The 22,714-nt window shown below is 63.9% G+C and carries 17 protein-coding genes and 1 pseudogene; 4 read left to right on the top strand and 14 right to left on the bottom strand.

Features of this window, described 5'->3' with window-relative positions; genetic code table 11:
- Positions 1–411: 411 nt before the first annotated feature.
- Positions 412–1,659: an AAA family ATPase gene (locus AB6807_RS31265; protein WP_207786795.1), complete on the bottom strand. Its 1,248-nt coding sequence runs from the start codon at positions 1,657–1,659 to the stop codon at positions 412–414.
- Positions 1,660–2,181: 522 nt separating this feature from the next.
- Between AB6807_RS31265 and AB6807_RS31260 the strand changes: the two genes are divergently transcribed.
- Positions 2,182–3,516 (top strand): replication initiation protein, encoded by a 1,335-nt coding sequence (locus AB6807_RS31260; RefSeq protein ID WP_286518137.1) that lies wholly within the window; start codon positions 2,182–2,184, stop codon positions 3,514–3,516.
- 768 nt (positions 3,517–4,284) lie between these two features.
- Here AB6807_RS31260 and AB6807_RS31255 read toward each other — a convergent pair.
- The 6 genes and pseudogenes from AB6807_RS31255 to AB6807_RS31230 all read right to left on the bottom strand — a co-directional run bounded on the left by AB6807_RS31255 (position 4,285) and on the right by AB6807_RS31230 (position 11,401).
- Positions 4,285–6,636: an EAL domain-containing protein gene (locus tag AB6807_RS31255; protein ID WP_371087620.1), complete on the bottom strand. Its 2,352-nt coding sequence runs from the start codon at positions 6,634–6,636 to the stop codon at positions 4,285–4,287.
- Between the two features lie 217 nt (positions 6,637–6,853).
- Positions 6,854–7,059: pseudogene (locus AB6807_RS31250) on the bottom strand (antibiotic biosynthesis monooxygenase); the annotation flags it as partial.
- A gap of 294 nt (positions 7,060–7,353) precedes the next feature.
- The gene (locus AB6807_RS31245) at positions 7,354–8,157 is read right to left on the bottom strand and encodes an ABC transporter permease (RefSeq protein ID WP_116912569.1); all 804 of its coding nucleotides are present in this window, start codon (positions 8,155–8,157) and stop codon (positions 7,354–7,356) included.
- Position 8,158: 1 nt separating this feature from the next.
- Entirely contained in the window at positions 8,159–8,920 is a 762-nt protein-coding gene (locus tag AB6807_RS31240) for an ABC transporter ATP-binding protein (protein WP_116912570.1), read from the bottom strand.
- An 87-nt stretch (positions 8,921–9,007) separates the two neighbouring features.
- Positions 9,008–9,970 (bottom strand): ABC transporter substrate-binding protein, encoded by a 963-nt coding sequence (locus AB6807_RS31235; RefSeq protein WP_371087707.1) that lies wholly within the window; start codon positions 9,968–9,970, stop codon positions 9,008–9,010.
- Positions 9,971–10,471: 501 nt separating this feature from the next.
- The gene (locus AB6807_RS31230; RefSeq protein WP_165840454.1) at positions 10,472–11,401 is read right to left on the bottom strand and encodes a helix-turn-helix domain-containing protein; all 930 of its coding nucleotides are present in this window, start codon (positions 11,399–11,401) and stop codon (positions 10,472–10,474) included.
- 224 nt (positions 11,402–11,625) lie between these two features.
- On the opposite strand from AB6807_RS31230, the gene AB6807_RS31225 reads away from it, so the two are divergent.
- A complete protein-coding gene (locus tag AB6807_RS31225) occupies positions 11,626–12,423 on the top strand; it encodes an autoinducer binding domain-containing protein (protein ID WP_371087619.1) in 798 nt (265 codons plus the stop codon).
- Here the strand turns inward: AB6807_RS31225 and AB6807_RS31220 are convergent.
- Complete coding sequence (locus AB6807_RS31220; protein ID WP_116912574.1) at positions 12,350–13,033, bottom strand: acyl-homoserine-lactone synthase; 684 nt, start codon at positions 13,031–13,033, stop codon at positions 12,350–12,352. The two genes, AB6807_RS31225 and AB6807_RS31220, sit on opposite strands and share 74 nt — an antisense overlap.
- A 274-nt stretch (positions 13,034–13,307) precedes the next feature.
- Here AB6807_RS31220 and AB6807_RS31215 point away from each other — a divergent pair, with 274 nt between their 5' ends.
- On the top strand, positions 13,308–13,670 hold the full coding sequence (locus AB6807_RS31215) for a chorismate mutase family protein (RefSeq protein ID WP_371087618.1): 363 nt from the start codon (positions 13,308–13,310) through the stop codon (positions 13,668–13,670).
- 181 nt (positions 13,671–13,851) lie between these two features.
- Positions 13,852–14,454 (top strand): helix-turn-helix domain-containing protein, encoded by a 603-nt coding sequence (locus tag AB6807_RS31210; RefSeq protein ID WP_371087617.1) that lies wholly within the window; start codon positions 13,852–13,854, stop codon positions 14,452–14,454.
- A gap of 101 nt (positions 14,455–14,555) precedes the next feature.
- On the opposite strand, the gene AB6807_RS31205 is transcribed toward AB6807_RS31210, so the two are convergent.
- The 6 genes from AB6807_RS31205 to AB6807_RS31180 all read right to left on the bottom strand — a co-directional run bounded on the left by AB6807_RS31205 (position 14,556) and on the right by AB6807_RS31180 (position 22,500).
- Positions 14,556–15,434: a DMT family transporter gene (locus AB6807_RS31205; protein ID WP_371087616.1), complete on the bottom strand. Its 879-nt coding sequence runs from the start codon at positions 15,432–15,434 to the stop codon at positions 14,556–14,558.
- Positions 15,431–17,557: an aminodeoxychorismate synthase component I gene (gene pabB, locus AB6807_RS31200; protein ID WP_371087615.1), complete on the bottom strand. Its 2,127-nt coding sequence runs from the start codon at positions 17,555–17,557 to the stop codon at positions 15,431–15,433. The genes AB6807_RS31205 and pabB overlap by 4 nt, the downstream gene beginning before the upstream one ends.
- A 390-nt stretch (positions 17,558–17,947) precedes the next feature.
- On the bottom strand, positions 17,948–18,520 hold the full coding sequence (locus AB6807_RS31195; RefSeq protein ID WP_371087614.1) for a BLUF domain-containing protein: 573 nt from the start codon (positions 18,518–18,520) through the stop codon (positions 17,948–17,950).
- A gap of 179 nt (positions 18,521–18,699) precedes the next feature.
- Positions 18,700–18,903 (bottom strand): hypothetical protein, encoded by a 204-nt coding sequence (locus tag AB6807_RS31190; RefSeq protein ID WP_371087613.1) that lies wholly within the window; start codon positions 18,901–18,903, stop codon positions 18,700–18,702.
- A gap of 1,005 nt (positions 18,904–19,908) precedes the next feature.
- A complete protein-coding gene (locus AB6807_RS31185; protein ID WP_371087612.1) occupies positions 19,909–20,301 on the bottom strand; it encodes a helix-turn-helix transcriptional regulator in 393 nt (130 codons plus the stop codon).
- A 273-nt stretch (positions 20,302–20,574) separates the two neighbouring features.
- Positions 20,575–22,500 (bottom strand): YadA family autotransporter adhesin, encoded by a 1,926-nt coding sequence (locus AB6807_RS31180; protein ID WP_371087611.1) that lies wholly within the window; start codon positions 22,498–22,500, stop codon positions 20,575–20,577.
- Positions 22,501–22,714: the final 214 nt, after the last annotated feature.

Here is a 22,714-nt window from a genome sequence, read left to right as displayed (position 1 = left end):
GTGCTGGCCGGGACGGTGAAGATTGCGCGTCGCACGAGAACGAGCCGTGAACTAGCGTACAAGGTTTGAACCGTTCAAACCCCCTGCCTTCCGCGTACAAACTGCCGATACCTGCAGCGCCTCGAGTCCCGACCTTACCCTCCCACCGCTTCTGTTCATAGCTCCCAATTTTGGCGAGCGCCGGCCCAGTGGGCGCTAAAAATTGCGCCCCACACGCAAACGAGCAGTGAACTGGCGTCCAAGGTTTGAACCGTTCAAACCCCCAGCGCCGGTGCTTCGTGAATGGACTGAACCGCCCGCGTACTGAAGTGGGAACGACGTGTTTGCGATGGCCAAACGCGGGTGGCCGCATCAATGAAGCGGTCATCGATGCGCCTTGTCGGGAACCACCAACACCATGATCAGACGACGTCAAACTGCCAACTCCTGGGGGTTTGAACGGTTCAAACCTGCCGAGACATCATCGGCCAGCAACTGCCGGTTCCATGCATTCCTCACTGACACCTCGACATGCTGCACAAAAAGGTCGTACGCATCCCGAGCCCGCTTGTACGTCTTGTCCTTCGCGTCACTCGCTTCGCTGTCGTAGACCGTGCCGAACCCGGACGATTTCTGAGACGCAATGGAGGTGCGCGGAATCTCCAGCGGAAGGACCTTTTCTTTATAGGTGGCTGAGATCCATTCGCGCACTGCGTCAGCGGTTGTAGACGCCCCTCTACCTGCTTTCGGCGGCACGCGGGAAAGTAGAACGTTGATGAAATCAAAACTTTTGGTTTGCCCTCTCGACTCCAGCATGCTTTCGGTCAAATCCGAGAACAGGGACCAGAACTGGGTCGACGATGCGAAGTCAAGCGTCTCAGGCGGAAGCGGCATGATGATGCCGTTCGCAGCCATCAATGCATTGATGGTGAGGTAGGACAGGGCAGGGGGGCTGTCGATGATGATCACATCGTAGTCGGCGCGGACGTCATCGATTCCGAGGTCGAGAACTTTATAGAACTCAAAACCAGAAAGACCTTCCTTGCCCTGGCGCGAAGGCAGCATGAACTCCGCATCGAACAGCGAAGAAGCAGCTGGCACCAGGTCCAGGCCGTCCCAGTACGTGCTTCGGATCAGCGGGCGCACGGTCGTGAGTGATCCATCTGCCAGTGACATGATGGTGTCCTTGGCATCGATCTCCACATCAGGAAGGATCCCGAACAGGGTGGTAAGCGATGCTTGCGGGTCAGTGTCGATCACCAGGACCTTGTGCCCCATCAGGCTCAGTCCCTGTGCCAAGGTCATTGCCGTTGTCGTCTTTGTGGTGCCACCCTTGAAGTTCGCGATCGAGATCGTGACGGCTTCCGCACCTTCCGGTCGGAGCATGTCCTTGCGATACTCACGCACCCACTGGCGAGCCTCCGCCAATTCGAAGATCCGTTTGCGTCCATTGGAAACGAGGGTCCCCGCGGGCATGTCCTTGCGGCTGCCCAATTTGTGCGCGAACGAGCCGCGCGAGGATGCTTCGCACATCGTGGCCACCTGGTCAGCGCTGAAGGTGGGTGAGGCCTTGCGAACCATGGGCGCCAACATCGCCGAGCGAATGCTGGCCAACATCTCGGCAGCGTCCTCCGCCTGTTGATGAACCCCTGCTAGCGTGATTTGCGGTCGTATTTCCATTGTTAAGCCGTTTCTTGTTTGATGGCGAGATTGTGCGGGTTGGACGTGTTTTGCGCAAACCAACCAAATCTCGTCCAACGTTGAGTGCATCTTTCCTGAAAAAGCTCCAGAGACCCAGCGCGCGGGTATTTCTAAGTCATATCCCTTCAAATCCTTTATCTCTTTAAACAGAAAAAGTTGTTATTTATCAACAACTTACATGATCTACCGGAGCTTTTACAGTGAGCATCGGAGCCAATCCAGTAAGGAGCGGAGTGGATACGGCTTCAACTGGAGCCTGCACAGGGAGATCTAGCGGTGGATACGGTGAACGCCAAGAACCGCCAAAAAACGCGCCCAGCGGCGCTGCAAGTGACCGTAAGAGCGCTGCCACGGAGCTTTTACAGTTGATATCGCTTGGCAAATTGCCCCTGAGGCGGGGTCGAAGTGGAGCTTTTTCAGTAGACAGGGGCGGGCTCGTCATCCAACGACACGTGAATCGCCGATTCACGTGTCGTGCAGGGTGCGGTAAAGTTCCCGGCAATGAATCAAGGCGCGCGCGAACTCACATCGGTGGCCCGGGTGGCAGGACCCCTGCGCAAACCGGTGTTCTCGCTCGCGTTGGTGCCTCAGAACAGCAAGATCACCGCTCTGGGGCGCCGAACATGGAACGTGCTCCTTCACCTGGCGCAGAACCAGGGCCTCGAGCAGGAAACCTTTCGCGCCGCGTTGACCGATATCGTCCGCGGGCTGGACTACAACTCAGGGGACATGAAGATCATCAAGACGCATTTGCGCGCGATGGTTTCGACCTTGGTCGAGTGGCAGTCGCCGACCAGTGGAGAGTGGCAGACATGGGACGTGTGCGGGATGTTGTCGCACGCCCGTCTGAGCAAGGAACGCGGTCAGGTCTTCGTGGAATGGTCGTACGCGGTGAACATGCGCCACGAGCTGCTGGACCCGGAGATATTCGCCAAGCTCTCGCTGGATGTCATCTCACAGCTGGGGTCGCATCCGGCCGTGGCTTTGTATGAGATCTGCTCACGCTATATCGGCGTCGGCCAGACAGCCCGCAAGGCTTGGGGCTGGTGGCGGCCGGTGTTGCTAGGACGCCCCGATGACGAGCGGCTGCAGAAACTTGAGTACCGCATTTTCAAGCGTGACACCCTGCGCCCTGCAGTGGCCGAGATCAACGCCGTGGCGGACATCGAGATCGAGATGCTCGAATTCAAGTCCGGTCGCTTCGTGTCGGACTTGCAGTTCACGGTGCGAAAGAAACCGCAAAAGGCGCTGGCGTTGCAGCAAAGGAGCGCAACGGAACCGGTCAATGTCAGCGTCCTGGCCAGCGCCCAACGCCTCGGGATTGACCACGCCCGCGTCGAGCGCCTCATCGACGAATTCGGCGAGGCAGCGGTCACCACCGGGCTTGAGGCCGTTGAGAAGCGCGCGGCCAGCGCATTTCCGGAACCGCTGCGCGATCCGCTGCGCTATTTGAAGAGCGTCTTGCCCGGGCACGCGGCCGAGCAGCTGCAGGTCCAGGAGGCGCAGGCCGAGGTCCACGCTTCCGTACCAACGGCCTTGCCGCCCAGCGAGAGGCTGGCGCAATGGGAGAAGCGGTGGCTCGCCGAGCGCATCGAGCAGATCGTGCGGGAAATCGGCGCGTTGGCGCCCGCGCGCCAGTCCGAACTTGTCGAAGGCCTGCGAGAGGCGCTGGTGCACCGCAATGCGCATCCCGCTGTGATCCAGCGGCTCGCTGCCAAGGGATGGACGCACGGCATGGTGCGCCATGAGATGGTGAGCTTCTACGCGACGGCCGCGTATGGCGAGAACTGGGACAAGCCCACGGACCGCGACCTGTTGATGATCGCCACAGCGTAGGGGAGGGCGTCTGCAGGGCCCACATCACGGGCATGCATCGCCAAAACACGGTCCTCCAAAGGTTCCCAAATCTGCTCACAACTGGCGGGCACCGCGCCTGCTGCGCGCCCTGGTAGGGCGCGCCGCCAGGGCTCGCGTATCGCATGGACTGAAAGGCGTTGCGCCGCCCAGCTGGTCAATGCCGTCACGACTACGTGCTGATCGGTCCAGGTCACCAGCAAGCTGCCCGCTAACCGGCAGGTGGTGGACCGGCTCTCAAGCGCGAGATCAGCCTCGTCCCGGCTCGGTGGTGCTGCATGAACAGACCTTCGACAACCTTGGCGGCAGCGGCCAGGCTGGCGCGACCGAGCGGCAGGTAGTCGCAGACGTGTCAGGCAGCTTCGATGTCTGAGAGACGGAGCTCCGCCGTATCGCCGCAAACCAGCAGACGCGGCAGCTCGAGGACTACTGAAATCACGGACCATGTGCACTGGGCAGCACCGTGATGTTGATTGCCACGGAAAGTTGCCGTGTATATCTATCGATCAGTCGCACGCCAGCGATAAAGCGTTGATCATGCGCATGAAAGCGATCGCCCAGACACGCGTGCACTACGACGACAGTGCGTGTGCACGTGAGGCTGCGGCGCGAGGGCTTCAATGACCACAGGAGGATTTGTCGCCCTTACAGGGAGCAAGGGCTGGCGCTGCGCCACATGCGGCCCAAGCGCAACAGGGCCGCAAGGCTGAGGGCAACCTCCACCAGACAGTGCAGCCAGATTTTTCCCAGCTACTGCTCCTTTTCACCGCCAAGCAGTTGTACGCCGATTGTTTGAGGGGTGGCAGGGTCGGAAAGGATCGCGTCCACCCGGTGTCTTGCCATCAAATGCTGTGCCTGCTCGGCATTGGTGGCCTCGAGCACCTGCCAGCCGTCGGTGAGCAGATGCCGACGCAGCGCTGCGGCGTTGCTTTCATCGTTGCAAACCAACAGCAGGGTGCGCTGCTCGGGGTTGGAGCGCTGTCCGAGCAGCGTCGCATCAACCCGACGTCCCTCGCGCAGCATGGTCTCCACCTCGGAGGCCGTCACCGCGGCGCTGAACCAATATCCCTGCATCTGGTCGCATCGGTTGGCGGCCAGCAGGATCGCCTGGCCTTCACTCTCGACACCTTCGGCAACCACCTTCATCTGCAGCCGGTGCGCCATGGTGATGATGGCCCGCGTGATCGACACATCTTCAGCCGGCGCAGCGACGTCCGGCACCAGAGAGCGGTCAATCTTCACCACGTCGACCGGCAGACGGCGTAGATAGCCCAGGCTTGAATAGCCCGTGCCGAAGTCGTCGAGCGAGACCTCGACGCCCAGCGCGCGCAGTGCCTGCAGGTGTTGCACCGCTCGATTGAAGTTGACGATCAGCGTGCTCTCGGTGACCTCGACACCGAAGAGTCGCGGGTTCAACCCGGCCGCGGCGAGCAGGTCTTCGATTCGCTGTGCCAGGTCATGCTGCAGCAACTGGCGCGCAGACAGGTTCACCGCCATGCGCAGGGGCGGCAGCCCGGCACGTTGCCAGGCCGCGGCCTGTTCTATCGCGCAACGCAATACCCAATCGCCGATGGCGACAATCAGACCGGACTCTTCTGCGATGGGGATGAAACGATCCGGGGCGATGGTGCCCAACGTGGGGTGATGCCAGCGTAGCAGGGCCTCGACGCCTACGATGCTTCCGTGTTTCAAGTCGATTTGCGGCTGGTAGTGCAGTTCTAACTGCTCGTCGCGCAGCGCATAGCGCAGCGCAGTCTCCAGCGTCAACCGTTCGGGATCGTCATCCGGTGCCGCGTCGGCATAGACGCAGAACTGATTGCGGCCCAGGCGCTGGGCCTGTTGCAGCGCGGCACTCGCGCGGCGCATCAATGGATCGACGCCGTCGCTGTCTTCTGGCGCCGTTGCGACGCCGATGCTGCAAGTCAGGTGGATCTCGTGGCCTTCGATCATCAAGGGCTGGGCGATGGCCTCAAGTAGCGCCTGGGCCGTACCAAATACCGAATCCGAAGGAGCGGGCATCACGATCACGAATTCATCGCTGCCCCTGCGCGCGACCAGGTCGACGTTGCGCACGGTCGAAACGATTCGCTGTGCCAATTCACGCAACGCCGCGTCGCCGATTTGGAGGCCGAGGCCATCGTTGACGCGCTTGAAGCGGTCGATTTCCAAGATCAGGACCGCCGTTTGGGCGCTGGTCTGCAAAGTGGCGACCAGGCTTTCATAGAGGCCCTGGCGGTTCGGAAGACCGGTCAGCTCGTCAAAGCGCAGCAGTTGCCGGATGCGGCGTTCGGCCGTACGGCGCTCCCGCAAGTCGTCCATGCAGACATGAGCGAATGTCTCGCCGTCACTCGTCACAAGGCTGACGGAGACAGAGACAGGTATCTCATGCCCCTCGTTGTGGCGAATGCTGGTCTCGAACCGCAGCGCACCCTGTTCGCACAACTGGCGCCAGCACTGAGGCCATGTCGTCCCCTCCATTTGGGTGTCGACGTCCGCCACGCGCAATCGCAGCACCTGTCGGCGATCAAGGCCCAGCAGTCGACAGGCGGCTGCGTTGGCATCGTGAAATGCACTGTCGGGCCCCACCAGGAACAGCGCATCGTTGGCCTGTTCAACGGCATGGCGGGTCAGCAGCAATTGCCGCTGGGCATGCTCCCGTTCGCTGACGTCGAATGCGGAAGGGATCAGCCACACCACGCGTCCGTCAGGACCATACAGAGGCAGTAATGAGAAATCCATGACGAGTGTGTGAGCACCGTTCGTGACGACGCGCGCATCGAAGCGCGAGGCCTCTCCGCGCAGGGCGCTTGCCAATGCCCCCTGCAGACGTCGCCGGGACAGTTCGCACCCTTGCCACCATGGCGTGGTGTCGAAGCGCTGGCCGATCACCTGCTCAGACGTGCAGCCGACGGCGCGCAGCGCCGCATGGTTGGCATACCGCAGAACACCCTCGCTGTCGAGGAGGCCCGCGAACACCGATGGCCCAAGCCGATCCAGCACGTCGTGGAGCGCGCGCTCGGCAGCGGGTGGGACGCGGCTGGCCGCAGACAGGGGCACTGCGTCGTCGCTGCCAAACATTTGCTGATCCGGGGCATGTTCCATTCGGGAAGTCTGCCCGGCAAACTGCATCGCCTGTGTGATCAGTTGTGGGCCTGAAGGACCAGATCAGATCGAGGGTTGCCGCCGGAATCAGCTCGCATGTCGGCGTTGACCCACCGTGGCAATGTGCGCTTGGCGCAATGGCGCCGCGTCCAACGCTGAAAGCGAGTCAGCATTCCGCAAGCGAGGCGCAACGCGATGGCGCGCCCTGGTGGGTTGCTTAGCCGAGTAGCGTTGCAGCCAGCACGTCGACACTCTGAATGGACGGCGGCTCGGAGAACAATTCACTCGCCTGTGCCATCAAAGCCGCCGCCGCAACCTTGCCGGACAGATCGGCTTGGCGGCCTGCTTCATTCGTAAACGCATCAAAGATTCCGAAGTTGAGGGCCCGAGGCGAATGCCAAACCAAGCGGTAGTGGCAGGCTCTTTCATCATGTGGACGGGCGTCAAAGACAACCACACGCCGCGTGCGTTGCTGCAGCGGCTCATCGAGTCTGGCAGCGAAGACGCGCTCATCAAGCGCGCCCCCCAGCGGCAAGCCGTCCCGCAGGGCGCACAGCGACTGAGGATGCCTGACACGTACCTCGTGCGCCGACACCGCTGCGCGTGCTGCTGCACAGGCGCTGACCGGCGACATGTCGCCTCGGCCCACGCGTTCGACGACGCACGGCTGATCTAGGCGCTTCGGGGCAGGCCCCATCGCCTGGGCGGCGGCGCGCATCAGCGCCAGTCCAACCAGCGTTTTTCCGCCCACGTGATGACCGACGACAACGTGAGGCCGAGCCCGCACAGGAGAACCACGCCCGCGAGCAGTCGATCGACCTGGTACAGGTTGCCCGCCGCCAGGATGAAGGCGCCGATGCCTTCGTTCGAGCCGATCATCTCGGCCGTCACGAGCAGGATGATGCCGATCGAGACCGACACGCGGAACCCCGACAGGATCCCAGGCAATGCCGCCGGCAGCACCACCTTGCGAACGATGCCCGCGCTGCTCACCTCGAAACTCTGCGCCATTCGGATCAGGCTTTTGGAGACGTTGTCCACCGCCCCGTAGGTGCTGATGATGGTGGGGAAGCACACCCCGAACGAGATGATCATGATCTTCGATCCCTCGCCGATGCCGAACCACACAATGAACAGCGGCAGCAGCGCGACCTTCGGAATCGTGATGAGCGCCGAAACCAATGGCACCCCGATCGAACGCGCTGTGGAGTAGAGCCCGAGCGCCACACCCACCAGCACGCCGGTGACGGTCCCGGCGGTCCAACCCACTGCCAAGCGTGTGAGGGAGACGGCCATATGGTTCCACAGCGCGCCACTCGCCAGCAGGTTCCAGAGCACCTGCAGGATCGCCCACGGGCTTGGAAGGAACACGGCGTCCACCCATCCCAGGCTGCTCAAGGCCTGCCAGGCGAGCACGAGCAGGCAGAGTGCTGCGATCGAGACGGCGGGCAGGCGCCGCGGCGCGAACCCCCCGCCTCGGAACGTGACGGGGCGGCGGGCGGATTCCAGGGGCAAGGTCATGTCAGACAAGTTCACGCTCCGCTTCGAGTGCGTCTTCACGCAACAGATTCCAGATCAGTCGGGACTGCGCCTGCAGTCCTGGATCGTCCGCCTCGCGTTCCAGCAGCGGCGTGTCGATCGTGAGGAGGGCCTTCACCGCGCCGGGGCGTCGTGAGAGCACGAGCACCGAATGGCCCAGGCGGATAGCCTCGGCGAGGTTGTGCGTAACGTACACACCGGTGAAGCCTTCTCGCGCCGACAGGTGGGCAATGTCGTTCAACAGCAGCTCTCGGGTCTGCGCGTCCAGCGCAGACAGCGGCTCGTCCATGATCAGGACGGCGGGGCGCACCACCATGGCCCTTGCGATCCCGACGCGTTGGCGCATGCCGCCCGACAGTTGCCTGGGCAGCGCCGCCGCAAACGCCGAGAGGTTGGTGCGGTGCAGCGCGTCGTCGACGAGCCGGTCGCGCTCTGTGCGCGACAGGTTCCGCTGCTCCAGAGGGAACTCGACGTTGCCCCGCACCGTGCGCCACGGCAGCAGCGCGAAGTCCTGGAACACGAAGGTCAGGAGATTGATGCACCCCGGCGGCTTTGCGCCGGTCAGCTGGACCTGTCCCGTGTCGGGCGCCTCAAGGCCGCCGATGATGCGCAGCAGCGTGGACTTGCCGGACCCCGAGGGACCGACGATGGCCAGGATCTTGCCGGACGGCACGCTGACCGAGATGTTCGACAGCACGGGGAGGGCGCCGTAGCTGTGGGAAATGTTGTCGATGTCGAGACGCATCGGGTGTCTTTCAGGAAACGGGCCGGGTGCCATTGCGCAAGCGCAGAAAGGGAAGGCCCGATGGGAGGGGGCTGGCAGCCACGGTGTTCATCGAGCGAACGTCAAGTCCATGATCTCTTTCGCGCTGACGGTCGCATCGATGAAACCCTGCGACCTGTACCAGTCCACCTGGCGCTGCACGTCGGCGGCGTCGAGCGGGACATCGGGTGCGACGTAGTAGGCGCCCTCGGTGACCCGTTGCGCGACACGGTCGCTCGGCGCGTCGGTGGGCATGATGTGCGCTGCGATCATCAGCGCCACCTCCTTGCGACGCGCACCCGAACCGAAGAACGCCTCGTTGTAGAGGGCCGCGCCACGCCGATAGGCCCTAACGAAGCGCGCCACGGCATCGCGTCTCGCATCCAGCACCTTGCTGGCGGCGAACAGTGCCCCGAAGCGGTAGCTGCCGGCATCCGCGACCTGCGCGATCAGCTTGGCTTCGCCTGCGCCGGCGAGCTCCGCCGCCGCCTGGGGCGAGACGATCGCGCCGTCGACCTGGCCCGTCTTGAGCGCGGCCATCATGTTCGACACGCTCTGCAGCGGCCGCAATGTCACGCGCTGAATATCGAAGTTTTCTGCGGCGGCGATGAGACCGAGTTCGTAGTGAAACGAAGAGCCGGTCTGCGTGATCGCCAGGGACCGGCCGGGCAGATCCGCCGCCCTGCGCAGGCCTTGAGCGTACGCAGCGTTGGAGGCCATCAGCACGTCGCCGGGACGGCCTTTCACGATGGCAGCCTGTCCGGCGATCACCTTCAGCGCACCCTTGCCGGCGATGTTGAAGAATCCCGCTGTCATGGCCGTCACCCCCAGGTCGACGTCGCCCGCGGTCACTGCGAGCGCAATGGGCTGCGCAGCATCGAAGTAGCGGATTTCCACCGCGAGCCCTTCGTCCTGGAAGAACCGCTCGTGCTGCGCGATGAACAGCGGGCCGGCCGATGCAAGCCGCAAGGCGCCCACCTTGAGCAAGGCAGGCTCTGCAGCACCGGCCCACTGCGACGCGGTGCCCAGCACCGCGAGCAAGAGAGCAAGCACGCGACCTCGACCGTTTTGGCGAGAACCCCACGGACGCCCCGGCCAGTTCGTGGCAGGGGCAGCAGGAGGGCAGGGCGTGCGCGCAACGCCCGCAATGTGAAGAAATGGCATGGGGTCCTTAATGAACTTCGGGATTTGCACACGGTGCAGTGCAGCAATGTGCTCAAGGTCCGCGCGCCGAGGACGCCACCGGGGAAGACGTCGCCGACTGCGGACTGCGCAGAATCTAGGATTCGAGTCTGCAAGGGTCAACCGTTGCACGCTGTGCAATCGATCGAAGCGCCGCCCAAGATTGGCTGCTGCTGAAACCACTTCTCCACGTGCTTCGATAGATGCTCCGGCTCGCGCAGGCCGCTTTGCATCGCAGTCAAAAGGCTGCCGGAGGACTGCCCGGATCCGGCGCTGCAGCCAGCGATGCGAGCCTTCGCAAGCTGCAGACGCGTAGCTGTTCTGTCCCGGGATGCGCTGCCCGCTTGGAGCTCAGACCCGACCGTAGAACTGCCGGCGGTACTGCGAGGGTGGCATCTCGAGCAGGCGTACGAAGGTTCTTCGCATCAGTTCTTGTGACGAGAAGCCGCTGCGGTGGGCGATGTCCTTGAGTGTCATCATCGTCGTCTCCAGGACGTGACACGCGTGCTCGACGCGGATCTGCTCGACCGCGCGTGCGGGAGTGAATCCGGTGGCGCGCTGGTAGAAGCGAAGGAACGTGCGCGGGGTCATCGAAAGACGCTGCGCGAGCAGGTCGTTGGTCAGATGTTGACGCAGGTGAGAGGCAATCCACCTGTTCAGGGTGAGGACGCGTTCGTCGCCGTTTGCGTTGGCGCCCAGGCGACTGCGAAATCGAAAAGGCGCACCGATGCGCTCCGGCGTGGGAACAAAGCGCTGCGCGACCTGCATGGCGGTGCGGTGACCGACGTCGTGCGTGATCATCTGCAGCGCGAGCTCGATGCCGGAGGTGCTTGCGGCTGCTGCCGCTTGATCGCTCGGTGCAGGCGGGCGCGTGTCGCCAATCGCTGCATGAACGAGCACGAAAGCCGCCTCGCCGATTGCCGCGAGGCGGCCGATCCTCGCACTCTCGCGGGCAAGCCAGGTGATGAACTCGCGCTGCGTTGCTGTCGGATGCCGCAGCACCTGGGTGGCATCGCTGCCGGCAACCAGGATCATGTGATCCACACGACGGGCCAATTTGTCCGGCAGTGCCTGTGCGATGAGCGCTACCTCGCAATCGCTGCGCACAGGCCCTGCCTGTTGAGCAAAGAACCCGGCGCTGTACATCGCCGAGTGCCTCGTCGTTCGCAACGCTCGGTTGGCCAGTTCAAAGGCCTGCTTTGCTGCGATCGCTTCGAAAAGATCGAACCCGTCCAAGAGAACGATCCGCACCTCTGACATCGTTTCCCCTTGCACCGTCATGCCCCGACCGCCATGGTTGAGGGCTGGCGGGGGCATTGTGATGCTTTCGTTTGGGCCACCGGTGCGCGCCGACGCCGATGGCGAAAAGGATGGAAGATTTGTCGCTGTGCGACACGCCCCGGCTCCTTAGACTTTCAGTCGCGGCCAGGGTCCGCGCCTGCATCTTATGCCGACAAGGTAAGGCGCCATCGCGTTCGCGATCGAAGCCGCGCGAAAGGTGCCTGATGAACGCTGGTGATAATTTCCCTCAAGGAAGACGGCGTCGCGACGAACAAGGCGCGACGCATCGGCGCTTTGCCATGCACCCGTGTGACAGTGCAAAGGAAGAGAACTTTCGCGATGCGCTGGCCCGGGCCGGGGATGCGCAGGCGGCGTTCGACGTCGTCGCCGAGATGGGCCGCAGGCTCGGGTTCGAATGGTGCGCCTATGGCGTGCGCCTTCGCATCCCCGTCACCCGCAAGCGGACCTTCCTGATCAGCAACTATGACGTCCGGTGGCAGCAGCGTTACCGTGATGCGGGCTATCTGGAGATCGACCCGACCGTCGCGCACGGCATTCGGTCGACCGCGCCCTTGGTCTGGAACCGGGGTGTGTTCCGACACAGTGCGCAGATGTGGGCGGAGGCGCGCGCATTCGACCTCTGCGTGGGGTGGGCCCAGTCGGCTTGCGATGCCAGCGGCTCCGTCGGAATGCTGACGCTGGCTCGATCCCATGAGCCACTCTCATGCACTGAGATCCGCACGCGCGGGCCTGAATATTCCTGGCTCGCCCAACTCGCCCATGTGGCGCTTTCGGCGGCGCTGCGCAGGGAGAACTGCGCAACGCTGCCCGAACTGTCGACGCGTGAGATCGAGGTGCTGGGATGGATGGCCGATGGCAAGACATCCGATGAGATCGCGCTGCTGCTGCGCATCTCCGTTCACACGGTCAATTTTCATGTGCGCAACGTCAAGGCGAAGCTGCAGGCGGCAAACAAGACGGCTGCCGTGGCAAGCGCGATGGGCCTTGGCCTTCTGGGCTGAGCACGGGCCGCGTTGAGATGCTGCCTGCGCGCTTGCGGCGGTGGAGGGCGAGCGCGGGTGCGAGGTCGATACGGCAGGCAAACATGCGCTGGCCGTCCACTTCCACAGGGGCCGCGAGCCGGCAGGCGGCGATCCCCGCGATGCCAAGGATGCGCTCGATGCCGATCGGCGACGCAGTGACGAGCGTGCGTGCGCCGGCGAGCACCGCAGCGCGCATTGCCTCATCAAGCAGACAGAGCGCGTCGTCGGACGCGCCGAAGCGTGTGGCTCCATGCGCAGCCGCATCGGGGTCGAGGGCCGCGAAACGTGACAGCTCCCACACGTCCGGGCTGCGTGGGGGCGTGCGGCCCCCCAGGAGTTGCGGGAAAACGTCTGCAAGCAGGTAGGGCCGGCTGGTGGGCAGCAGACGCGCGACGCCTCGCAGCGTGCCCTTGTCGTTGCGCGCGATCACGTACAGCGTGTCGCGGCGGTCGAACTCGTCCAGTTCGATCCGGCCGGTGTGCGCCAGCTTCCATCCCAATCTTTCGATGAAGACGCGATAGCGGTAGTGCGCCATGTCGAAGAGCAGTCCAGCAGGCAGTGTCTCCGCGGTGCCAGTCACGATGTCCATGGGTTCTCCCTTGTGTCGTGTGACTCTCCATTAGAGACAAAGGGGAGGTGGCGCGAAACTGCCGGTATTGGCAGTTGTGCCCGTGAGGGCAGGGCACATCCATAGGATCCGGCCCGACGCTTTCTTGCATGCCATGCACGTCGCGAACGCAAACAGCTGAGGTAAGGGTGTGCCCAGCGCTCGTGGCCTCCTGTGCGTCCGATGCAAGCCTTGTGCGTGCTCGGTCAAGGCGCAACGATGGCGCATCGACCACTCATGCCCCAAGTTGCTATTCATGGACATTTCAGACATTGCGAGCGCTGCCAGCGGCGCCTCTTCCCCGAGCGTCAACCCCGAGGCCCTTGCGGTGCTGCAGGCGCTGCGTGACGAGCTCGACGGCATCGACTGGCGGCTGATGGAAACGCTGCGTCAGCGGCTCGATTGCTGCTGTCGCATCGGGCTGCACAAGCGCGACCATGCGATCCCCATGATGCAGCCGCAACGCATCGGCCTGGTGCAGCAACGCGCCGCGGAATTCGCGGTGAACCACGGGATCCGCTCCGATTTCCTTCGGTCCCTGTATGCGCTCATCATCGAGGAGACGTGTCGCCTCGAGCTCGAGGTGATCAACGCGCCCGCCGGGGCGTCCAGAGGTTGACCATGGCTTACGGTCGCAACGCCGGAAATGGCCTCGGGTCCTCGCTGCAAGCGGATGCCCTGCGGGCGCTCGCGGACGCCAGCCACATGGCGCGCCTGTCCGTTGTCGAGTCCTGGCAATGAGCCGCGCGCGCGTCGCCTCTCCCTTTCCGACAGCGACTGTCGTTCGGCTGCCGGCCCGCTTGAACAAGCCACTGCCCGTCGCTGCCCCCCCTCGCAACGAGCGTGCACACGCACTTGGCCTGCAGATCAGGACCTTGCGCGCGGCGACCGGAACGTCGGGTGGCGTCCTTGCCGCACGTGCCGGCGTGTCACGCTCCATGCTGTCCCGGGTCGAACGCGGACTCGCCTCGCCATCCGTCGAGACACTCGAGCGCATCGCCGGCGCGATGGGTGCGGCGGTCTCCCAATTCTTTGTCGATCGCTCCGCGCGTTTCGACTTCCTTCACGTTCCCGCCGGGAGAGGCATGGTCGTGGACAGCCTCGTCGCCGCGACAGGAGCGCGTTACGAATTGCTTGGCCGCCTTATGTCGGGCGGTTTGACCGTCGCGCCGAGTCTGGTGCAAATGGACGGACTGCAGCCCGAGTCCGCCGCCTTGACGCAGGAGGGTCTCAAGTTCATCTACATGCTCTCCGGGAAGGCGCACTATCGCTACGCATCGCGGGGCGTCTGCGTGGGGGCGGGTGACGCGTTGCTCTTCGACGCATCCGCTCCGCATGGCGTGGAGCGTGTCGAAGACGCGCCTGTTCGCTATCTGTGCGCGACCTTCAGCCTGCGCCCATGACGACTGCACGCAAACGAACTCGCAGAGAACTTCGACCTTCGCGCACATTCTGTTGATCAAGGCGCAGAGCTTGGCTGCAGCGCGTCAGCAGGCGGCACATGCTATCGACGGGCTGCTGCGCGCAGCGTGACCACACCGGCTGTCGCGATGATGGCGATGCCAGCCAGGTTCAAAGCATCCGGTACGTCCCCCCACACCATGAATCCGACGAGAGACGCCCACACGATCAAGCTGTACCGAAATGGCGTCACTACCGAGAGGTCCGCGTCGCGGCAGGCCGCGACGAGCGCGTAGTTTCCAACGGCAGCGCACCCCGCCGCCGCCGAGACCGCGATCGCCTCGGGTCGCGCCGGCGAGACCCAGGATTCCCCCATCGCCCAGCTGAAAACCGGTGCCACCGCGCAAACGGAGCAGGTCGTCAGCGCAGCCACGAGCGAGGAGGGCATCGACGAGGGCAGCCGACGAGTGACCATGTCTCTCGCGGCGAGCGACACCGCGCACAGACCCGCCAGCGTGAGACCCGCGCTCGAGGACTGCGGTGTCGGGCGAAGCACGAGCAACGCGCCGGCCAGCCCCAAAGCCACGCCGCCGAGCAGGCGCGGATGCGGACGCTCCCATCCCAACGTCATGCTGGCTGCGGCGATCAGCAGGGGTGCGGTCATCATGATGGCGCTGACCAGCGCCAAAGAGGCTTGGGAAAGCGCCAGCACCGAGGTGATCGCGGTGGTCACTTCAAGCAGACACCGCAATGCCAACAAAGGATGCCACAGCGCCGATGTGTCGCCCGCGGCGCTTGGCCCTCCCGCGTGCCTCCAGGAAATCGCCATGAGCAACGTGCTTGCCAAGAGGCCGCGCATCAACAGCACCTGCCCTGCGGGGAACGCGTGCAGCGTCAGCTTGACCAGGGCGTCGTTCAGCGCATAGCACGCCATGGCTGTCACCATGAGGACGACGCCTCGCCGGTTCGTCGAAAAGATCATTGTCCGTCGTCGGCTGCTTGCCGCAAGGGCGCGACATCGGGTCCTTCCGACTTCGCTCCCGCTGTAGCGCCGCCGCACTGCTGGAGCACCTCAGCGGGGGCTCGTGCCTTGAGAATGATCTCGTCCACCTCGTCGTCGGGATCTGAGAGCGCGACGATCGCGCCGCCCGTTCCGATTGACACGCGCCCGGCTGCGCTGACGATGGTCCGGATCACGATGTTCAGCTGTGCCGTGCCGTTCAGGGAGAGATAGCCGATGCTGCCTGCGTAGACCCCGCGCGCAGCGTCTTCGAGACCGTCGAGAATTCGCATCGTCCGCTCTTTCGGCGCGCCGGTCATCGATCCGCCCGGGAACGTCGCTCCCACACAGTCGATCGGTCCGAGCCCGGCGCGCAGATGCCCGCGTATCGTGCTGACCATTTGGTGCACCGTCGCGTAGGTCTCGATGTCGAACAGTCCCGGAACATGGACTGTGTCGACGTCGCAGACGCGATTGAGGTCGTTGCGTAGGAGGTCCACGATCATCAGGTTTTCCGCGCGGGTCTTCTCATCGGCCGAGAGCCTGTCCTTGATGCGCTGATCGTCTGCGGCGTCCTCGCCGCGGCGAGCCGTGCCCTTGATGGGCCGCGACTCCACGTCGCCGTCGACGCCGATGCGAAGGAACAGCTCCGGCGAGGCACACAGCACGGACAGTTCGGGCGTCTTCAGGAAGGCCGCATAGGGCGCAGGACTGCGTGCACGCAGGGCGCGGTAAACCTGCCACGGCTCGATCTCCCCGTCGCCTCTGAACTGATTGGTCAGGCAGACCTCGTAGGTTTCGCCTTGGAGGATTTCCTGCTGCGCACGCTCGATGCGCTGCCTGTAGTCGTCGAGGTCGACCAGCCAGTGCATCGCACTGAGGCCCGCCGCTGCCTTGGCAGGCACCTCCTGCAATGCGGGGAAGCCGTCCAGTAGTCGCTGGCCCAACGCGTCGAGCCACTGGACGTTGGATGCGCACAGAGACTCGCCATCGAGGCACAAGATCCAGATCTGCTGCTCTGCGTGATCGAACGCGACGAGACGGTCGGCAAAGATCCACAACGCGTCGGGCGTCTCCGCGCGGTGCGCAGGGGCGCCGCCGAGCTCGCGTTTGAGCTCGTAGCCGAAATACCCGACATAGCCACCGGCAAAGTCGAATGGCAGGTGAACGGCGGGAGGGCGTGGCGAGGGAAGCTGCCCGCGCAGGTAGTCGAAGATGCTCTGAGCGCGGATGTCGACCGCATCGTGCGCGTGGATGTGAAGATCCTTGCCCTCCGCGTGGTAAACCACTCGCTTGCCATGAGGTCCGCTGCCGTCGCCCATGAAGGAGAAGCGTGCGCGCTTCGTATCCGCAAGGCTGCTGTCGAGCCAAAAGGAAGTGGGCGCGTTTGCGAAGAGCGCATCGAACACGTGCTCTGGCTCGCGCATGAAGTCCAGGCAGCGGGCATGCACGCGCAGCGAAGCACCGGTGCCAACCTTGAATTCCGGCAGGAAGCTGCCCATCGTGCTGGCAAGGCGACCTCGATGGCGCCAAGCAAGCGTAAGTTCGCGGAAGTTGTTCAAAAGTCTTGCGCCGTATTCGGTGCAGATCGACTCGGGATGGAACTGGACGCCCCACCAGGGGCGTGTGGCGTGGCGCAGTGCCATCAAGGTTCCGTCACCAGCCCATGCCAGCGGCTCGAGATCCGCTGGCAGATCGGTGACGGCCAGCGAGTGGTAACGCACCGCTTCAAAATGATTGGGAATTCCGCGGAAAAGATCGGCCGCACCGTGTTCGATCCGATCGATGCGCCCATGCATCGGCCGCACGGCGAGGTCAACAGTGGCACCGCAATGGTGGGCGATCGCCTGATGCCCAAGACACACGCCGAGCACCGGCACCCGAGACTGGCGCAGTGCGTCGGCCGAGACGCCGAGATCAGCAGGTCGCTGCGGTCGCCCGGGGCCGGGCGATATCACGATGTTGTCGAATGACAGCTTCTCGATTTCTCGCCACGGGCGCTCGTCGTTCTTGACAACGATCGGTGCCTCGCCGTTGCTTGCGGCAAGGTACTGGTAAAGGTTGTAGGTGAAGGAATCGTGGTTGTCGATCAAGAGGGTGCGCATGAGGGGCTCCGTGGTGATGGGCTGGAGGTTCATGCTTGGCGCATCTGCGCGATGGCGCAACTGCCAGATCCGGCAGGGTCTGCAAGATCCTGAGATCAAGCGCCGGCACTTTGATTCGACCGTGTTCTTGTGCCCTGTTTCTTGCCCAAGTCGCGCACGAGCAAGCCTGTCGGCGAGCTGAGACAAGGCGCTTCGCCACAACGCGCTGACAGCAGCGTGTCGGGATGGCAGCGTTTCGCCGCGGCAAAGATCCGGCGCGTCAATGGCGGCGCGCGCATATGGAGTCTGCGTCCTCGACGCTTTGGCCGTGCGCCGCGCTGGCTCGCTCCATCCGCTGCTGGAGCAGTGACGGGGCCTGCGCCTGAATGCAACTGTCAGCGGTGGGCTGCTTCAGCCTGCGCAGCGCCCCCATTGCGCCGTCGACGCGAGTGCACGCACCGCCGGCGCCGCGCTGCTCGCCTGGATACCGAACAAACCCATGTCCCGCAGGGCGCCAAACAATGCATTGATTTCGTCATCCGATTCCAACGCCGCCATTGACCACTGCGGAAATGCGCGCACTGCGATGAGACGGTACTCCAGCACCACAAGCTGGCAATGTCTGGGATCGCGCCCGATGCGACCGAGCAGATGCTCCAGCGATGCCTCCTCCCCCTCGAGGTACTGCATGAATGCGCCGCGGAGATGGCAGAGCGCGCCGGTGATCCCGAGCGAGGCGTTGTTCCTTCTGGAAGTGCAAAGAATGGCCGCGATGTCGTGGGCCGAAGGACTTTTCGAGATGCTGCGGTAGATGACGCGTGCCAACATGTGGGAATTATCTGCGGGGCGAATGGTCGATACAAGATTCGACCTTGTCGGTGTCTTCGCCATCTCACCGCGCCTGCATCGCTCGATGAGGAAGGGGTCGCTGTCCTGCGAGCCCAGACTGCGATCCATCTCGTTGATGAAATGGGAAATCGGCAATCATTGCGCGATCACGGTGCGGGTGGGCGAGAAGCGCAGTGAGCTTTTGCAGGTCTCGCACGTGCCGTTCTCGAACAAACACGGCTTCCGCAATGGGTACAGCTGGACAGCTTCATGGAGGTCGTCCGGATGGCCTGTGATGTTGGCCGCTCACTGGAATGCGCGCTCGCTCGGTGACTTCAGCGTGCGGCGGGCCTGCTTGGAAAGCTGCCGAGCACTTTGGAGAATGCCTGGCTTTCGATCAGGCCAATCCCCGCTTCGCGCTCGCGCTGCACCGCCAGATGAAGCAAGCCAAGCATTGCAATCAGAAGCAGGACGAAAGCCAGCAGCCACAGCTCGCTGCGAGGCGGTCGCTGGCGGTTTCTTGGATCTTGCCTGTGCATGGAGTCCTCCTGACGAAGATTTGAAATTTTCCAGTGCCGCACAGTGGCTGCTGTCGGCCAGATTTGCGACGCGATGTACAGCGCTGTCCGACTTGCTTCAGCCTCATGGGGTTGGTTGCATGGGCGACAGTTTCCAGCACAGCGGGGTCGCCCGCCGCTGCGCACGCGGCTGAGTGAGCAGCGCTGCGCGCCACGGCCGCGGACGACCGAGGGCACTTCCCTCGCAGTGCCTCGGTCGCACGCTGCTGATTCGTCTCGAGGACGATGGAAAAAATTCAAATGGCTGAGGTGAAAGCCGGGACAGGGGATGTGGCAGCGCCGCAGCGCCCTCGGGTTCGCGCTCCCGGAGACCTTGAAACTGGCGACTGCCATCCGTAAATTAGCCGGCGCGGGACGTGCATCAATGTCCCGATTGAAGAAAGGAGTGACCATGTCTTCTGGATCGGGCTCTTCCTTGCCCGCGAATGACCAATCGTCTTCCAAAGCCCCGCACCGGCGCGGCCCGGTCGTCTTGGGAGAAAGGCAGATCGAAGCGTATCTCGTGGCGCGCGAAGCGCTGCGGCGGGTGAGAGCGGCTGCGGCATCCATGCCGCTGGCGTCCTGTCAGCGCCCAGCCGGCCGCATGGCCTCAGGTGGGGGATAGCTCGGAGGCGACGGGTTGCCAGGTCGTCGACGCGGCGGCCAGAGATTCGATCGCGGCCTCCACGCCGCGAGCAGCACCGAGGCTGCACGTCGTTCGTACATCAGTTCGGGCGCAACGGCTTGGACTGGTTGAAAGGCGTGCTTCGGTGTGCGAGACCGCAGTCGGTCCCAATCCGGCGCACGAGGGTTCATGAGCGGCGCTGGGCCCCGGTCCTTGAAGAGCGGGGCAGTGAGTGGCACTGCTGGAAGTCACTGTGTCCCGGAACGGCGACCGGGTGCTGGTGCTCGCACCTCAGCCCGGCAGGCGAACTCACTGCGTCACTCCAGCACACGATGCTGCACTGCAGCTCTTCCTTGCGGATTTCAAAGTTGCCGATGTCCAGGATATGTTGGGAGTTCACCGACCAGCCAGAGGTACAACTCGACGCGCTCTGCATGGGTCAGGCTGGATCTGCCAAAGCCCTTTTCTTCGAACAACGCCAGCACCTCCCCGACAGTAGGCTGCACCTTCTTCCAGAGCTCCATCGAAGGGCCGGACCATTTGGTCCCTTCCCCGGTCGAGAGCCATCTCGCATCGACTCGAAAATAATCGGCGATCGCGAACAGGTAAGTGGACTCGACGCCTTTGTTGCGGCCCGACAGCCAGTGCGTGATTGCCGGGCGGGTCACGCCGCAGTGACGGGCCAGGTAGGCTTGGCAACCACGGCCCTTTTCGGCAATGAGTTCCTGCAAGCGCTCGGAAAGCGTGCCGCTCATCGGATTGGACTTCCTGTCGCTTTCGACATCACTTGTGTTGGTGCTTTTCTGCCATGGAGCGAGCGGCGGCACGCTCCTCCTGTACGGCATGTTGAGAAAGCAGCTGGGCCTTGCCGCAAAAAGCGCAGCGATAGAGGCGTCGCGCAGGCAACAGGCGCATCCATGCCGTCCTCGGCACCCGCACGAGCAGCCCTATGTCGCAACGGCAAGCGGAAAATAGATGAGCCATGACAACGATCGATTGGCGCAGGTGGTTCGGTAGATTGCCGGGTGCTACCAGGCGAAGCCCACTTGCACGCGGGTGGCGAGCCGAGTGGTTCCGCCGCCCACTGCTCCAGACACGCCCACACCGACGTTGAGCGCTTCGTTGATCTGATAGCCCCAGGAAACGCCCAATGCGTTTTCGCCTGCGTAGTTGCCTGCGGCGGCACCTGTCCACTGCTTGCCCGGCGCCAACGCCGGCGTCTGCGGCATGGCCAGGGCAGCGGCCACTCCCCGGGCGGCGAACTGGCGTGCCGCGGTGGATGCGGCATCGACGGCCTGCTGCAGCTGAGATACGTTCGCGGCGTCGGTGGCCTGTGTGCCCGGCGCGACGTTGGTGACCTGACGAATGAGGCCCGTCGTGGAATCGCCCACTGACACCGTGTTGTCGCGTGTCGAGACCGACCCTTGCCCCAGTGCCACGGAATTTGTGCCGCTTGCCAACGTATTTGCACCCACGGCCACCGAGTTGTTGCCCGCCGCCACCGCATTGCTTCCGATGGCTGTGGTTGGATCGGCCAATGCACGTGCACCCGCACCAATCGCGACAGAGCCCTCGAAGCGCGCCTCTGCACCGGTACCCACGGCGGTCGTGCGGTCACCGACAGCCTGGGCTCCGTTGCCGATCGCCGTGGCGCCGTTGCCCTGAACGATGCTGCTCGTGCCGCAGCTCACGCTGCCGTTGCTGAAACTGCAAAGCCCGTTCTGGAAGGCCTGGTTCATGACCGCCTGGAGCGCTCGAACCTGCTGGTTTGAAAAGCTGTTGGCGCTGCTCAAGGTGGCCTGATCGGCCTGCTGCATCTGTGCCACGTTCACCGCGTCCGTGGAGGCCTGCCCGGCGCGGACGTTGCTGACCGTGGTGCCGGCACCGCCATTGCCGTTGAGCGCCAGCGACTTGCCGTCCGAGGTGTACTGCGCAGCGTTCTGCGCCAGACCCAGCGCTGTCGTCGCAGTTCCTTGCGCGCCGTCGGCAGTATGTTGCGCAGCGGCGGCCGCAGACACCGCGACGTTGGCGGTGCTCTGCGCGGCGCCTGCGGCAACGTGGGCCGAGTTCGCGCTGGTCTGGGCCGTGCCCGCAGCCGAAAGCGCCGAATCCGCCGTGCTTTGCGCCGCCCCGGCAGCGTGGTTCGCGGAATTGGCCGCGCCCAGAGCGGTGCCTGCCAGACTATGGGCAGCGTTGGCGGACTGCTGGGCCGCGTTGGCTCCGCTGTAGGCGGCCGACGCAAGCCCCATCGCGCCGTCGGCGGTGCTTTGGGCCGCGCCCGCGGAACTGGCTGCGGTGTTGGCCGTGCTCAGTGCCGTGTTGGCTGTCCCCTGTGCGGCGCCGGCGGCCGACTGGGCGGAGTCCGCGGTGTTTTGTGCAGCGCCTGCGGCAAGGTTGACTGTGTACGCATAGCTCATCGCAGCGTTGGCACTGGCCTGCGCATTGTCCGCGGACCTTTGTGCGCGGGTCGCGCTGGTGTAAGCCGCCGAGGCCAAGCCCATGGCGCCATCGGCCGTGCTTTGCGACGTGCCGGCTGCGCTCAATGCCGAGTTCGCCGTGTTCTGTGCGCTGTCGGCGGAGCTCTGTGCAGCGCCCGCGCTCGACAGCGCCGCGTTGGCCGTGGTCTGTGCCGCGCCAGCAGCGAGGTTGACCGTGTACGCATAGTTCATTGCGTTGTTCGCACTGACCTGGGCGTTGTCCGCGGCCATCTGTGCGCGAATGCCGCCGGTATAGGCCGCAGAGGCCAAGCCCATGGCTCCGTCGGCTGTGCTCAGGGCAGTCTGCGCCGTCGTCTGGATCTGATAGGCCTGCGCACCGTTGATCGCATCCGTGCTGCCCTCGGCAATGTTCCCGGGGGCGACGTTGGTGACGGGTTGCGTGCCGTTGCCGGCGTATGCGGGTCCACTGAGCACGAGCAGGGGCATCGCGGACATCACGCCGGCAAGCTTCAGCAAAGCGAGCAGGCAGGCGGGCGGGCGTCGGTTTGGAGCCCTCGAGCTTGGCAGGAAAGTCACAGGCTTGTCTCCATTTGTAAAACAAAAGGAAACTTTATCTTTTGATGCATCTTTCACTAACGCTCAATGCATCTACCTGTGATTCCCGTCACATCATGCGCTTTTCGACGTATAAATTATGCGGAGGGGTCTCCGTCCGACGACGCGAGTCGGC

Origin of the sequence: Variovorax sp. RCC_210 (assembly GCF_041355175.1) — a bacterium.
Classification (GTDB): domain Bacteria; phylum Pseudomonadota; class Gammaproteobacteria; order Burkholderiales; family Burkholderiaceae_C; genus Variovorax.
The sequence above is the reverse complement of the archived record's forward strand: the minus strand, read 5'-3'. Positions and strand labels throughout refer to the sequence as shown.